Annotated in this window: 12 protein-coding genes and 1 tRNA gene; 8 read left to right on the forward strand and 5 right to left on the reverse strand. The window is 60.6% G+C overall.

Annotation, left to right across the window (positions count from 1 at the left end; translation table 11 throughout):
* Positions 1 to 28: 28 nt before the first annotated feature.
* Complete coding sequence (locus J3T93_RS03390) at positions 29 to 1,345, forward strand: uracil-xanthine permease family protein (protein ID WP_267399881.1); 1,317 nt, start codon at positions 29 to 31, stop codon at positions 1,343 to 1,345.
* A 194-nt stretch (positions 1,346 to 1,539) separates the two neighbouring features.
* On the opposite strand, the gene J3T93_RS03395 is transcribed toward J3T93_RS03390, so the two are convergent.
* The 3 genes from J3T93_RS03395 to J3T93_RS03405 all read right to left on the reverse strand — a co-directional run bounded on the left by J3T93_RS03395 (position 1,540) and on the right by J3T93_RS03405 (position 5,326).
* Positions 1,540 to 2,397 (reverse strand): TrmH family RNA methyltransferase, encoded by an 858-nt coding sequence (locus tag J3T93_RS03395; RefSeq protein WP_416378824.1) that lies wholly within the window; start codon positions 2,395 to 2,397, stop codon positions 1,540 to 1,542.
* Between the two features lie 112 nt (positions 2,398 to 2,509).
* Entirely contained in the window at positions 2,510 to 3,766 is a 1,257-nt protein-coding gene (locus J3T93_RS03400) for an MFS transporter (protein ID WP_267399883.1), read from the reverse strand.
* Between the two features lie 36 nt (positions 3,767 to 3,802).
* On the reverse strand, positions 3,803 to 5,326 hold the full coding sequence (locus tag J3T93_RS03405; RefSeq protein ID WP_267430502.1) for a carboxylesterase/lipase family protein: 1,524 nt from the start codon (positions 5,324 to 5,326) through the stop codon (positions 3,803 to 3,805).
* Positions 5,327 to 5,592: 266 nt separating this feature from the next.
* Here J3T93_RS03405 and J3T93_RS03410 point away from each other — a divergent pair, with 266 nt between their 5' ends.
* A complete protein-coding gene (locus J3T93_RS03410) occupies positions 5,593 to 6,465 on the forward strand; it encodes a MerR family transcriptional regulator (RefSeq protein WP_267399886.1) in 873 nt (290 codons plus the stop codon).
* On the opposite strand, the gene J3T93_RS03415 is transcribed toward J3T93_RS03410, so the two are convergent.
* Positions 6,447 to 6,535, reverse strand: a tRNA-Leu gene (locus J3T93_RS03415). The genes J3T93_RS03410 and J3T93_RS03415 overlap by 19 nt on opposite strands.
* A 119-nt stretch (positions 6,536 to 6,654) precedes the next feature.
* Between J3T93_RS03415 and J3T93_RS03420 the strand changes: the two genes are divergently transcribed.
* The 6 genes from J3T93_RS03420 to era all read left to right on the forward strand — a co-directional run bounded on the left by J3T93_RS03420 (position 6,655) and on the right by era (position 11,962).
* Positions 6,655 to 7,455: a 16S rRNA (uracil(1498)-N(3))-methyltransferase gene (locus J3T93_RS03420; RefSeq protein ID WP_267399887.1), complete on the forward strand. Its 801-nt coding sequence runs from the start codon at positions 6,655 to 6,657 to the stop codon at positions 7,453 to 7,455.
* Between the two features lie 97 nt (positions 7,456 to 7,552).
* On the forward strand, positions 7,553 to 7,900 hold the full coding sequence (locus J3T93_RS03425; protein ID WP_267399889.1) for a histidine triad nucleotide-binding protein: 348 nt from the start codon (positions 7,553 to 7,555) through the stop codon (positions 7,898 to 7,900).
* Between the two features lie 40 nt (positions 7,901 to 7,940).
* Positions 7,941 to 9,056, forward strand: coding sequence for a PhoH family protein (locus J3T93_RS03430; protein ID WP_267430504.1), 1,116 nt, complete (start codon positions 7,941 to 7,943; stop codon positions 9,054 to 9,056).
* Positions 9,053 to 9,607 carry an rRNA maturation RNase YbeY gene (gene ybeY / locus J3T93_RS03435; RefSeq protein ID WP_267399891.1) on the forward strand — a complete coding sequence of 185 codons (555 nt, stop codon included), beginning with the start codon at positions 9,053 to 9,055 and terminating at the stop codon, positions 9,605 to 9,607. The genes J3T93_RS03430 and ybeY overlap by 4 nt, the downstream gene beginning before the upstream one ends.
* Positions 9,600 to 11,012 carry a hemolysin family protein gene (locus J3T93_RS03440; RefSeq protein ID WP_267430505.1) on the forward strand — a complete coding sequence of 471 codons (1,413 nt, stop codon included), beginning with the start codon at positions 9,600 to 9,602 and terminating at the stop codon, positions 11,010 to 11,012. Before ybeY ends, J3T93_RS03440 begins: the two co-directional genes overlap by 8 nt.
* Entirely contained in the window at positions 11,009 to 11,962 is a 954-nt protein-coding gene (gene era / locus J3T93_RS03445) for a GTPase Era (RefSeq protein WP_220235883.1), read from the forward strand. Before J3T93_RS03440 ends, era begins: the two co-directional genes overlap by 4 nt.
* Before the next feature lie 6 nt (positions 11,963 to 11,968).
* Here era and J3T93_RS03450 read toward each other — a convergent pair whose 3' ends face one another.
* A complete protein-coding gene (locus tag J3T93_RS03450; RefSeq protein WP_267430506.1) occupies positions 11,969 to 13,960 on the reverse strand; it encodes an AMP-dependent synthetase/ligase in 1,992 nt (663 codons plus the stop codon).
* Between the last annotated feature and the right edge of the window lie 34 nt (positions 13,961 to 13,994).

Here is a 13,994-nt window from a genome sequence, read left to right on the forward strand (position 1 = left end):
CACGGCGCATGAGAGAAAGCACAGTGAAATGGCATTGACCATGGGCTGGAAACTGCATGGCGACGGGAAAACATTGGCTCCGGGCGAGGTAGTAGAACCGGATGAGCGACTCACATGGCCACGTACGGCCGGGATCGGTGCCCAGCACGTCATCGCCATGTTCGGTTCCACTTTCCTAGTCCCTATTCTGACCGGATTCGACCCCTCCACTACCCTCTTCTTCACGGCCATGTCTACGGCCCTCTTCCTTCTTATCAACCGTAACCGTCTGCCCTCCTACCTGGGCAGCTCTTTCGGTTTCATCGCCCCGGTCCTGGCAGTGACCACCGCCCACAAGGGTCTTGCTGTGGCCTCCTTCGGGATCATGGTCACCGGCGCCTTGCTCTTCCTGATTGGCCTGATTGTCCACTTCGCAGGCTCGCGATGGATCGATATGATCATGCCCCCGGTGGTCAACGGCGCCATCGTGGCCATCATCGGCTTCAATCTGGCCCCCTCGGCCTGGAAGAATTTCAAATCGGCCCCGCTGACCGCCCTGGTCACCCTGGTGGCCGTCATGCTGATAGCCGTGCTCTTCAAGGGCTTGATCGGCCGTCTCAATATTCTTCTGGGCGTCATCGTCGGCTACATCTTTGCGGTCGCCCAGGGCCAGGTCGACTTCGCAGCTGTGGAAAAGGCCGCCTGGTTCGGTCTGCCTCACTTCCACACTCCTCAGGCCGACCCTTCAGTCTTGGCCATGTTCATCCCTGTGGTGCTGGTCCTGGTGGCCGAGAACATCGGTCATGTCAAGTCTGTGGCCCTGATGACCGGGCGCGATTATGACGATCAGATCGGAACCGCCCTTATGGCCGACGGTCTGGGCACTACGCTGGCCGGGCTGGGAGGAGGCTCGGGCACCACCACCTACGCAGAGAACATCGGCGTCATGGCTGCCACCAAGGTCTATTCCACAGCCGCCTACTGGTGCGCCGCCATCTTCGCCTTCCTGCTCTCCCTCTGTCCCAAGTTCGGTGCCGTCATCAACACCATTCCCACCGGCGTTCTGGGCGGGGTCACCACCATGCTCTACGGCATGATCGGCATGCTGGGCATCCGCATATGGGTTGAGAACAAGGTGGACTTCGGCAAATCCGTCAACATGACCGTGGGCGCCGTCGTCATGATCGTGGGCATCGCAGACTTCACCTTCGCAGTGGCTGGAGTCAGCTTCAACGGCATCGCTATTGGCTCTGTGGCTACTCTGGCCATGTATCACGGTCTCAAGGCCATCGGCCGCTGGCGGGGAACTATCGACCCGGACGACTACATCCATGAGGATTCGCAAGCCGTCTCCCAGCAGAGCTGATTGCGCCATGTCCGCCCGGCATTCCCTGGTTGCCTGATGCTCGAACCTTAACTGCTGACAAGTATCGCCTGACGCCAAAGATTGTCCGGTATTAAGTACGCAGCCATGCAGTGAAGAGACTCAGGGCAGCAGGAATTCGCTACGCAGCAGAGGGCTCAGTTGGTTGGTTGTCTTAGTCAGCTGGCAAGGCTCGGCTAGCATGCCTGCTGGGGTCTGGTTGCGTAGAAGGCTACGGCGCTTGATGCAGCCACGTTCAGACTGTCCACGTCGTGGCTCATGGGGATGCGCACGGTCAGGTCCGCCCGGGCGATGGTCCTGTGGCTGAGCCCGTCGCCTTCTGTACCGAATATCAGGGCCAGACGATCGATTTGATCGGGCCCGGGTCTTAGACGCTCGGCCAGATCATCCAGGCTGATGGCATCCCGGTTCAGGGCCATGGCTGCAGTGGTGAAGCCCAAATCGTGCAATTGGCGCATGCCCTGGTCGGGCCAGGCGTGGACGTCGTCGCCACCAATCCTTGTCCAGGGAACCTGAAAGACCGTGCCCATGGAGACTCTCGCGGCCCTTCGGTAAAGGGGATCAGAGCAGGAGGGGGTGACCAGGACCGCATCTACCTGCAGGGCCGCCGCAGAACGCATCAGGGCGCCGATGTTGGTGTGATCAACAATGTTCTCCATGACGGCCACCCGTCTTGCCGAGCGGCAGATATGCTCGACTGTGGGCAGCGGCCAGCGTCTCATGGCCGCCAGCGCGCCCCGATGCAACCGGTAGCCGGTGATGGTCTTGAGCTGTGCGGGGCTGGCTACGTAGACGGGAACGTTGGGCCCGAAGGCAGCGTCCACCTGGTCGAACATGGAATGCATCCCCTCCAGCCAGGTCTCTTCCACCAGGAAGGAGATAGGCTCAACCCCGGCATCCAGGGCGCGGGCGATGACCTTGGGGGACTCGGCGATGAACAGGCCCTTGGCAGGCTCCAGACGATTGCGCAGCTGCGGCTCTGTCAGCCTGGTGTATGCCTCGATTCTTTCATCGTCTATGGAGTCGATTCTCATCTTGAGCACGCCTGCAGCTCCTTTTCCCGGTCCTGAGAACAGCATAGGCGGCGCAACCGAAAACATCCGGTCGCGCCGCCTAAGGCAGTTGAAATTCAGCTCAGGTAAGCTATCACTGCCTCTCTTGTGCAGCCTGACTATCGGCGGCAGCAATGCGCTTTGCGATGTCGCCCTGAGGGCCAAGCTCCGGCAGCAGCAGGACGAAGACATCGGAGAGCAGGAAGATCATGCTTTCCAGCCCCAGGTTGAGCACGTAGTTGCCCTTGCTGATCGAGGAGATGATGATAGGCAACAGGAAGGCGCAGAGAAGACCAACAGTGCTGACCAGACCACCGGCGCTTCCGGCATACTTGCCGCGAATCTCAGGCAGGGCGAAGGGCATGGCCTGGACGATGGGGCCGTTTATGGCACCAAAGGCGCCTGAAATGAACATGATGCAGCAGAGCAAACCCACAACAGGGGCCTTCTTCAGCATCAGCACCACTGCCCAGAAGTAGACCATGAGCGCCGTACCCACTAGAATGGTGGCGAAGAGGTAACCCTTCCACTTGCCAAGACGAGAGCTGATCATGGGCCCGACGATGGATCCTGCGATGGAGCCCAGGGCCGCTGCTGAGGCGACAAGACCGGCTGATGTCTTGTTGAAGCCGTTGTTGTTGATCAGCGTTTGGGGAATGAATCCCGCGAAGGCGGTAGATGCAGCCATGGAGCAGCCGTAGCAGAGGGCGATCAGCCAGACATTGCGACTCCGTGCTGCGACGTTAAAGTACTTGAGCGGAGAATCGGTGGCTGGTGGCAGATGCACTCCTTCAGGAGCGTCACGAATCAGAAAGATCCAGAGCAGGCTTGCCACCGTCAGGATGATAGCTGCGCTCAGATAGGAGTTGCGCACCGAGAACCGGGGAGCAACCATTTGGGCCAGAATGACCCCGATGCCGGCCGATCCATAGAAGAATCCCATGGCAATCTGCGTCTGATCGCCGAACCAGACGCTGAAGATCTTGACCAGATTGGCGTTCAAAGCCGCAATGCCGGCCCCCAGCAGGAACATTGAGAGCATCTGCAGCGGGAAGTTGAGGCCGAAGGTCCTGATGTAGGCGCCGACCACGGCTATGGCCAGACCGGTCAGGACTACCTTCTTGGGGCCAACACGGTCACCGATGGTGCCCATGGGGATGCTGAGAAATACTGCAGTCAGCATGGGCATGAGCAGCAGCGTCGAGAATCCGGCTTGGTCGATGTGCAGCATGGGCATCAGGTAGACCGCCAGAGCGGATATCTGGTACTGCATGTAGTTGGACAGGATGCCGATCAGGCAGACCACGGCCGCGATGACCCAGCGGTAATTGGATGATTTTCGAGTGTTCATGTTCTCTCCCTCCACGGTTTACGTGGAACAGGCAGCTTAGTGACGGTCTCCATCCAACAGGCACTCCTCGAATGCCGGACGGAGCAGATCGATGTTCTCCTTGTTGACGTCCCGGCGCAGGTTCCAGCCGTTTTCGTCGATGACCATGGTGTCTGGATGGTCGATGCTGTAGGGCTTCCAGGCATCGCCTACGCCGCTGACAGGATGGCCGGTGGCGGCGAAGGAGCACCAGGCGTCGTTCATCTCGTCCGACAGATGCATGGGCGGCACCTCGCCGGTCAAGGTCTCGGGCAGGTCAGGCCGTTGGGTGTTATGCAGCACGAAGGGCAGTTCAATGGCATGGCATGATCCCATTCCGGGGATCTTGGAGGCGTAGGTGAACAGGTACTGGTAGACGGTGCTGTACTTGGACTGGTACTCGCACATGAGGTTGGTGCCAACCCTGAAGCCGATCTGGTTGGCGTACTCCAAGTAGCGCTCGGCGGGATCTTCTCCTGGGTGGGCCTGCTCCCAGAGCTTCTCGTAGTGTTCGGAGTCCAACTTGCCATCAAAGTGGAAGATAGCCTGGTGGTGCCAGAAGTCAGGCATTTCGTTGCCAAAGTCCTTGAAGTAGAGCTTCCAGTAGGCAAACTCGTCGGCGTTGCAGCCCAGCATGATCTCTACGTCCTTTGCGGCACCGTCCTTGAATGCCTGTAGGGGCTTGGCCGGAAGGTAGTCGCCATCGGTGGTGGGAGCGAAGATCAGCGAGATCTCATGGATGTGCTTGGTAAAGAACTCTCCGGTGAACTTCATCATGATGTCGCCGACAGGCAGGGTCGCCAGCTCCTGGGCAGTCTTGCAACCCATCATCTCCATGAACTCGCGTGCGTAGGGAGCCGTGGAGTCCGGGGTGTTGTAGAGCTGGATGGGGCCGGATTCGCCGATGGCTCTTTGAAAGAGCCCCTTGGCAGCTGGAGCGACGGTCAGCAGCATAGTGGAGCCTGAACCGCATGATTCGCCAAAGAGGGTGACCCGGTCAGGATCTCCGCCGAAAGCGGCGATGTTCTCCTGAATCCACTGCAGGGCGGCGACCTGGTCCATGAGTCCCAGATAGCCTGACTGTCGGTATTCGTCGCCTCCAGGCAATCCGGCCAGGTTCATGTACCCGAAGAGGTTGACCCGGTAGTTGATGGTGACATAGACGACATCGTTGCGCTTGGTGAAGTTGCTTCCGTCGTACATAGGGTCGGACGAACCGCCCTCCACGTATGCGCCGCCGTGGATGAAGACCATGACGGGCAGCCTTTGGGCGCCCTCATGGCCGACCCAGACGTTCAGGGTCAGGCAGTCCTCGCTCTGCTGGCGGCGTGAGGCATACATGACTGGGTCGTATTTTTGCAGGGCGGAATCCCCGAAGTGAGTGCAGTCGTAGTCGCGGTGCTCGGGATCCAGATGCTCCGGGGCCTTCCAGCGGCGTGCGCCCACGGGAGGTTTGGCGTAGGGGATGCCCAGGTAGGCGACAGTCCCCTGAGAGGTGGTGATGCCATGGTAGGTGCCAAATTCTGTGGTGACAGTTGGCATGATTTTCCTTTCCAGGAGGTAATGATCGGTCGGCGGCTGTGTCCCCGTCGACCTTGGATAAATGTCACCCTATGGCCTGGTGTCAGCCGAAGGTCAAATCGGGTGGAAGGGCAGTGTGCAGCTTTGGGTCTGAAGATTCATATAGGGGGCAAAACACTGACAGAACGAGGATTTCAGGCTGATACGATGGATTACGTCCATAAAGATGCAGGGGAGGGGAGTATGGAAAACCCTAGGGTCGGACCAGACCCGTGCAGGAGGCAGCCATGGAAGCCGAGGTAGATGACACAGAGAGCCTGATCGAGGAGGGCTACACCATCCGTCAGACGGCACGCTTGTACGACATCACCACTGAGACCCTGTATTACTACGAGCAGATCGGGCTGGTGGTGCCCCGACGCAATCCGGTCAACGGTTATCGACTTTATGGGCCGAACGACTTTGCTCGGCTCAACGTCATACAGGCCCTTCGGAAGCTGGATTTCAGCCTGGACCGCATAGGACATTACTTGAAAAATCGCACCTTCGATGCCACCCTCTCGCTGATTGACGAGGAGGTGGAACGTGTTGACAGCCAGATGCGGTATTTGGCCTCCATCAAGCGTGGCCTCTTGAGCAGCCTGCAGAAGTATACGCATGCCATGACTTCCATATCCCCGGCACGGACCGTAATCGTCCACCGTCCCTTGCGTCACTGCGCCCTGGTGGCGGACCACATGATCGGCTACGACAGGATACCCTTCGCATTCGCCCACTACACGGCACTGCACCACGAGACGCTGCAGATCCTCAATACGCTGACCTGTTATCAAGTGGATGCTTCACGTCCGGTCAAGGGCTGGTTCCCGCCCAAGGCCATCCTGCTCTACTGCCCCGATCCAGGGTTTAGCGGTGATTATGATCTGCCAGCCGGCACCTATGCCTCCTGCACCTTTGTGGGCAGTTTTGCTCGCTGCAGACAAATCCATGGCAAGATGCTCGAAGATCTAAAGACCATGGGCTACCGTGTGGACGGAGATCCCTTGGAGTTCTGCCTCATCGGCGAATACGAGTCCAATGACTTCGATGAATATGTGAGCAGGATGGAGATCCCTGTAGTCTCCAACGACCTGGAATCGAGTGTCCGGAACGGGAGTTGAACCCGTACGCCTGTATATATATAGGCACTAGCACCTCAAGCTAGCGCGTCTACCATTCCGCCACCCGGACAGGTGCGTAATTGCAACGGAAATAATCATAGCATCTTGGGCGGAATCACGCACTGAGCGATTGGGGGAGCGTGTCGTCATGGAGAGTGCTTTTTCGGCGGCGGGCTGTAGCCTAACACCATGACTGCACCCCTCTTCCTGCTGGATCCCGATCACGATGATTCCCCACTGGCCAGCGATGAGCTCCATGCTGGCTGGCGTCTGACTCTGCCCGAGCACGTTTGTCGCCATGCCTTGGGTTCCATGAGGCTGAGGAACGGGGACCAGCTGGATCTATCAGACGGGAGCGGACTGCGCATCAGCGCCCTGGTCAGAGATGCCTCAACCGGCCTGGTGGAGGTCACCGCTGTGGGCCGGCAGGCGCCTCCCGAGAAAGAACTGATTCTGGTCCAGGCCCTGGCTAAGGGCGGCAGGGACGAGCAAGCCATAGATATGGCCACCCAGATCGGCGTGGATAAAGTGATGCCCTGGCAGGCTGATCGGTCCATAGCCAAATGGAGGCCAGGCCGCAACGACCGGCACTGGCAGGCCGTCTTGGAAGCAGCCACTGAGCAGAGCCGGAGGGCCTACCGTCCTCGGCTGCTGGGCAAGGTGGACAGCCGTGGTCTGGGCGCCTGGTGTCGGAAGGCGACCGATGAGGGAGGTCTGGTCCTGGTGCTGCACCAGGACGCCGACCTTGGTTGGGATGCGGTCCGCAAACGCGTAGACAAGCTGCCAGAGAGCTCGTCGGTCGCCGTGGTTGTGGGTCCTGAAGGCGGAATTGCCGATCAGGAGGTCCAGACCATGATAAGGGAGGGGGCCCTGGCAGTCCGGTTGGGGGACAATATCCTCCGGGCTGCCCTGGCTGGACCTGTGGCCCTGACCCTGCTGGCGGACATGCTGGGTCGCTGGAAGTCAGAGGCCCCTGAGCCCAGCGCATGAAGTCGCACGCAATATACATCCTCGACAATAAGATGGAAAACAGCGAAAACACCAAAAACAGCAATTTCGGCAAACAGTAAGGAAGCAAGGAGTGGTCATGAGCGATGACGATCGACAGGAGGACTGCATTTTCTGCAGAATCGTGGCAGGGGAAGTCCCCAGCGAAAAGGTCTATGAGGATGAGACCGTCTACGCTTTCAAGGATGCCAACCCCAAGGCCGCCGTCCATGTCCTGATCGTCCCGCGTCACCACTATGCGTCGGTGGCCGACCTGGCCAAGGCTGATCCTGACACTCTGGCCCACATCGTCCAGGTGGCGCAGCAGATCGCCGATCAGGACTATCATGGAGCCTACCGGCTGATTTTCAACACGGGGGAGGATGCCGGCCAATCAGTCTTCCATGTCCACGCACACGTCCTGACCGGACAGGTGTTGCCCGAGTGATGCCCGTGTTCACCATCGTCATCGTGCAGGAAGGGAATCCGTGGCGGTAACTACGCGAACCCTGGAGATTCCGGAGGGGATCGACCCGGTTCAGGTGCTGGGGCCGGAGGATGCAGTCATCGACAGGATTGAGCGCGCCTTCCCGGCAGTGTCCATCCTGGTTCGTGGCAACCAGATCATGCTGCAGGCTCAGGACCGGCAGGGGGACGTTCAGGCGGCTCAAATACGGGATCTGCTGACCGAACTCATGCAGACAGCCGACCAGGTCCCAGTGGATGCCGATCAGGTGGGGCGAATACTGGACCATCGCCGCTTGGGGACGGCCGACGCAGCCGATTACTCCCCTCCAGAAGGGCGGACAATTAACATTACAGACCGCAATTATCAGGAGACAGCCATTGCAGAGTCCGAGGGGGACAACACACTGGAAGGCATCAGCCAACTCCGCCAGGCGGCCCCCGCTGCAGTTCGTCGCCGCCCTCTGACCCAGGCCTCCAAGGGTCCGATCAGGCCCAAGACTGCTGGCCAGTCTGCTTACGTGGCCGCCATTGAAACGCATACCATCACTTTCGGCATCGGCCCGGCCGGCACCGGTAAGACCTATCTGGCGGTGGCCAAGGCTGTGCAGGAATTCCGGGCCGGGCGCATCGGGCGTATCATTCTGACCAGGCCTGCCGTGGAGGCGGGGGAGAGCCTGGGCTTCCTGCCTGGCACCCTCAATGAGAAGGTAGACCCCTATCTGCGGCCCCTCTACGATGCCCTGGCTGACATGCTGGGCACCTCGCGGCTCCATCGGCTTCTGGCTGATGAGACCATTGAGGTTGCCCCGTTGGCCTACATGCGCGGGCGTACCCTGAACGATGCCTTTGTGATCCTGGACGAAGCGCAAAACACCACCCGCAGGCAGATGAAGATGTTCTTGACCCGTCTTGGATTCAACACCAAGATGGTCATTACCGGCGACGTCACCCAGGTGGATCTGGGCGGGCCCGCATCTGGTTTGGCCACTATAGAACAGGTGCTGCACGGCATCAACGATATTGCCTTCGTACACCTGCAGGCGGCCGATGTTGTGCGCAACCGACTGGTTGGGCAGATTGTCCGGGCCTACGACCGTGCCAATCAAGCCAGCAACCGGGGACGGGAGCAGGCATGAGCGTAGAAGTGACCAACGAGACCCAATGGCTGATCGATGCCAAGACCTTCTCCGACTTGGGGGTGTGGGTACTGGACCAGATGCGGGTGAGCACCCAGTCCGACATGACCATCATCTTCAACGATCCCGAGCCCATGGCGGTGCTGCATGAGCGCTGGATGAACCTGGACGGTCCTACCGATGTCATGAGCTTTCCCATGGACGAGCTGCGCCCCGGCGATGAAAACCATCGGCAGGAGGGAATCCTGGGCGATATCGTCATCTGCCCCTGGGTGGCGGCGCAGCAGGCCTTGGCAGCCGGCCATTCCACCATGGAGGAGATGCTGTTGCTGGCCATCCACGGTACCCTGCATCTGCTGGGGTATGACCACGTCAGCAGGGAGCAGGAGGCGCAGATGTTTGGATTGCAGCGCCAACTCCTGTTGACCTTTTTGGCCCTGCGCCAGGGGCCCATCACGGATGCCGCGCTGCCGGCCGGGGCCACCAATGCTCTGGAGATCTATGAGCGGTACGGCCGCGAAGCCCATCAGGGAGGCAAATCCCATGAGTGAGCGGACCATCGCCGCCCTGGTGATCATGGCTTTGGCCGTAATCGCCCTGGTCGTGCTCTCCCTGGCGCTTGCCGAGGCCCAGGGTGCACTCAACCGGGTGACCCGATCCAGTCTCAACAATTTGATCTTGGGATTGCAGACCGATCAGGAACTCAGCCAGTTCTCTAGGATGAAGCGAATCGACCGTATTCATCGGGCCCACAGTCTGATCTCCCAACGGCAGGTGACCGGAAGCGCCTGTGCCTTTTTCCGCATCATCTGCGACATCATGGTCGGCGTCCTGGTGGCCAGCATGGCTGCTCTTGGCGGCCTGTCCCTCTGGGAGCAGCTGCTGTGTGGAGTGGTCATGGCCATCCTGGTGGCCGCCGTCTCCGTCACCCTGGGTCCGCATGGCCGCTCCCGCCAGCCTATGGAAACGCTGCTCAAGCACGTGCGTCTGGTCGGGCTGGCCGTTCTTCTGACGCCTTTCAAGCATCGGCGGCAGGCTGAGGCCCGTTCCCGCAAAAACCATCGTGGCGACCTTTCCGACGACGAGGAACTGGAGAAGATCCAGATCGAACAGGGCCGTGCCATGGTCGACCAGCTGGTGGAGGCCGGCGCCTTCGATCCGGAGATCTCCGAGATGCTGAAGAACGTGCTGACCCTGTCGACTACGCTTACCCGGGAGATCATGGTTCCTCGCACCGATATGATCTGCATCTCCAAGGATGCCACTTTGGATTCGGCCCTGAAGCTCTTCTCCCGGTCGGGATTCTCCCGCATTCCCGCCATTGGCGACGACGTGGATGACCTGGTCGGCATCGTCTACTTGAAGGATGTGGTCCGCGCCCTGGCCTTTAGCCGTAAGGGCGACAGATCGATCGCCTCCATCATCCGTCGGCCCGTCCTGGTGCCTGAATCCAAGCCGGTGGACGACCTCTTCCACTACATGCAGCGCTCCCGCCACCACCTGGCTGTGGTCGTGGACGAATACGGGGGCATCGCCGGCCTGGTCACCATTGAGGACGCCATCGAGCAGATCGTGGGCGAGCTGGAGGACGAGCATGACCAGGTCCAGCACGATGAGCCCAAGCAGATCGGCCCACACACCTGGCAGTTGCCGGTCCGCACGCCCATTGCCGACCTGGAGGAGCTCTACGAGATCACCATCGACGAGGACGATGTGGATACGGTCTATGGCCTGCTGACCAAGCTGCTGAGCTCCGTGCCAGTCTCAGGCTCATCGGCAGTGACCCGAGGAATCAGGCTGACCGCAGGAGAAGCCGTGGGTCGCCGCAAGAAGATCGCCACCATCGTGGTCGAGCCAGCCAACGGATCCAGCATCGCCCTGGAGGACGGTGTAGGGCAAGAAGACCAACAGGCCGACGGGGATCAACCCGGGCAGGGCAGTCAGGAGAATTCATGACCAAGGAAGAACACAGTGATGCCAAGGCGCCGGTCCACCGATCGGGGTTTGTGGCAGTAGTAGGCCGACCCAATGTGGGCAAGTCCACGCTCATGAACGCCCTGGTAGGCAGGCCCATCGCCATCGCCTCCTCCCGGCCGGAGACCACCCGCAAGGCTATTAGAGGGATTATGACCCGCCCTGAGGCCCAGGTGGTCTTGGTGGATACCCCGGGCATTCACCGTCCGCGCACCCTGCTGGGCCAGCGGCTCAACGACGTGGTGGAGGCCTCCCTGTCGGACGTGGACGCCATTGCTTTTTTGTTGCCTGCCGACCAAGCCATAGGCCCTGGCGACCGTCGCATTCTCAGCCGGCTGCGGTCCGACTTCGCCCGCAAGGACAAGGACGGCAAGTGGATCTGGCGCAAGCCCCTGATCGCCATAGTGACCAAGATCGACCAACTGGGCAAGAGCCAGCTGGTGGACAAGCTTCTGGAGATTGGCGCCTTTGCAGACTTCTCTCAGATCGTTCCGGTCAGTGCCATGGAGGCTGACAACGTGGACGAGGTGGCACAGGTTTTGATTGATGCCATGCCCGAGGGCCCCCAGCTCTACCCTGACGACCAGCTGACCGAGGAGCGTCCAGAAGATATGATCGCCGAGATGGTTCGCGGAGCCTACCTGGAAGAGCTCAACGACGAGCTACCCCATTCCCTGGCCGTCCGTGTGGAGTCCATCGAACCGGATCCGGAGGGCGGACGCGACACAGTTCAGATCGGCATTTATGTAGAGCGCGACTCCCAGAAGCCCATCGTCATCGGGCGTGGGGCCGAGCATCTGGTGCGGGTGAAGAAAAAGCTGCGTACCGCCGTCAACCGGACCATGGGTCGCAAGGTCCGGTTGGATCTGCACGTCAAGGTGGCCCGCAACTGGCAGACCGACCCCAGGCAGCTGGATCGCCTGGGGTTCTGATCGTGCTCAGCGGCGGGGTGCCGGGGTGCGCTTGGCCGTGTACATCCGGGTGTTCAGCAGGTCGGCATAGCGCTCGATGACCTTGGGCCGGATCACCTTCATGGATGGTGTCATCAGCCCGTTGTCCTGGGTGAACTCCTCGGGCAGAATGATGAATTTGCGCACCGATTCGGCCCGTGAGACGCCCTCATTGGCCCGGTCCACATACTCCTGGACTTCGGCCCGTACCACGGCGTTCTGCGCCGCCTCCTGCAGGGACATGTTGCGATCCAGCCCCTTGGATGCCAGCCAGGGCCGCAGGGCGGACTCGTTCAGGGTGACCAGGGCAGAAATGAAGGGGCGCTTGTCGCCCAGAACCAGGGCCTGGGAGACGATCTCGGAACGTTCGATGACCTCCTCGATGGGCCTGGGGGAGACGTTCTTGCCTCCGGCCGTGATGATCAGGTCCTTCTTGCGCCCGGTCAGGAAGAGGAACCCGTCTCGGGAGAGCCGCCCCAAGTCGCCTGTGGCGTACCAGCCGTCCCCAGTGAAGGAATCGCGGGTGGCCTCCTCGTTCTTGTGGTAGCTGTGGAATACGCAGACGCCCTTGATCTGCACCTCGCCGTCCGATGCGATGCGGATGGTGAATCCCGGGAAGGGGATGCCCACCGAGCCCCTGTGGTAGGGGGTGCCCAGAGGGTTGAAGGCGCAGGGCGCAGTGGTCTCAGTCAGGCCGTAGCCCTCATAGACCGGGACATTGGAGCCGCGGAAGAACCCCAGCAGCTCCGGGTCCAGAGGAGCGCCTCCGGAGACGATCCACTTGGCCCGTCCGCCCATGACTTGGCGTAGGGAAGAGTAGACCAGCGGGTCGTAGAGGGCTCTCCGCAGGGCGCTTCGCCTGGTTGGCCAGCCTTGGCGAGAGATGTCCTCCATATAGGTGCGTGCCGCCCGAGCAGCTCCGTTAAAGATTCTGCCCTTGATACCGTGCCCGGCCTTCTGGGAGGCGGCGTTGTAGACCTTCTCGAAAACCCTGGGCACGCCGATAATGACTGTAGGCTTGGACTCCTGCAGGTCGGACAGCAGGGTTGCCAGTCCAGAGGATATGTACACGTGCATGGTTCCGTAGACGACCCCGTAGCTGATGGCCCGAGCGAAGGTGTGTGCCTGGGGCAGGAAAAGCAGGATGGATCCATCCGGGTCAAGGGTCAGATTGGGGATGAAGGCGTTCAGGTTTCTGGCCAGTTGGCAGTAATGCTCATGGGTCATCTCCACGCCCTTGGGCGCCGCCGTGGAACCCGAGGTGTAGACGATGGAGCAGAGGTCAGTCTTGTGGATGGAGTTGATCCGCTCGTCAAGCTCGGTGTCGCTGACCGACTCCCCGTAGGCCTGCAGCTCCTGCAGGGCCCCGGACTCCAGACAGGCGATCCGCTCCAGGGTAGGGCAGTCCTTGTCGGCCCCCTCGGCCTTGGCGCGCATCTCTGCGGTCTGCACCACCAGCAGCCTGGCGTCGGAGTTGTTGACGATGAATCGAATCTGCTCGGCCGAATCGGTGTCGTAGATGGTGGCGATGACCCCGCCGATGGACAGGACTGCGGCATCTACGATGTCCCACTCGTAGCTGGTCCTGCACATGAAGGCCACGGCATCGCCCTTCTTCAGCCCATAGTGCAAGAAGCCCTTGGCGGTGGTTCTGATGTCATGCAGGATCTCACGGCCGGTCCGGTAGGTCCAGCTGCCGTTCTCTACGAAGTGCAGAACCGGCTGGTCGGGGGTGCGGCGGGCCCGGTCGGCGTAGATGTCATAGACAGTCATGTCGTCTGGCACCGGTCCCATGCCGGCGGTGGTGGCCGAAAGCAGCCCCGAGGCTGGATCCATGCGCGTGGTGGTGGCGTAGTCGGCCGACCAGAAATGCGTGTTGGGCAGGGCGAGTGACTCCTCGGCGGCCCGGGGGGAGGCCTGTGACGGATCCCCATTCTCCTCGCCAGTCGGTCCCTCCCCATGACCCACTTGGTGTGCCATAAAAGATTTGGCCGATGCTAGTAACGACACGTTG

Source organism: Bifidobacterium sp. B4111, from assembly GCF_026537235.1.
Taxonomy (GTDB): Bacteria; Actinomycetota; Actinomycetes; order Actinomycetales; family Bifidobacteriaceae; genus Bombiscardovia.

Bases quoted from the DNA above. Each gene is read 5' to 3' on its own strand.
- J3T93_RS03390 (WP_267399881.1), top strand. From the start codon at position 29: ATGGCATTGACCATGGGCTGGAAACTGCATGGCGACGGGAAAACATTG.
- J3T93_RS03395 (WP_416378824.1), bottom strand. From the start codon at position 2,397: ATGAGAATCGACTCCATAGACGATGAAAGAATCGAGGCATACACCAGG.
- J3T93_RS03400 (WP_267399883.1), bottom strand. From the start codon at position 3,766: ATGAACACTCGAAAATCATCCAATTACCGCTGGGTCATCGCGGCCGTG.
- J3T93_RS03405 (WP_267430502.1), bottom strand. From the start codon at position 5,326: ATGCCAACTGTCACCACAGAATTTGGCACCTACCATGGCATCACCACC.
- J3T93_RS03410 (WP_267399886.1), top strand. From the start codon at position 5,593: ATGGAAGCCGAGGTAGATGACACAGAGAGCCTGATCGAGGAGGGCTAC.
- J3T93_RS03420 (WP_267399887.1), top strand. From the start codon at position 6,655: ATGACTGCACCCCTCTTCCTGCTGGATCCCGATCACGATGATTCCCCA.
- J3T93_RS03425 (WP_267399889.1), top strand. From the start codon at position 7,553: ATGAGCGATGACGATCGACAGGAGGACTGCATTTTCTGCAGAATCGTG.
- ybeY (WP_267399891.1), top strand. From the start codon at position 9,053: ATGAGCGTAGAAGTGACCAACGAGACCCAATGGCTGATCGATGCCAAG.
- J3T93_RS03440 (WP_267430505.1), top strand. From the start codon at position 9,600: ATGAGTGAGCGGACCATCGCCGCCCTGGTGATCATGGCTTTGGCCGTA.
- era (WP_220235883.1), top strand. From the start codon at position 11,009: ATGACCAAGGAAGAACACAGTGATGCCAAGGCGCCGGTCCACCGATCG.
- J3T93_RS03450 (WP_267430506.1), bottom strand. From the start codon at position 13,960: ATGGCACACCAAGTGGGTCATGGGGAGGGACCGACTGGCGAGGAGAAT.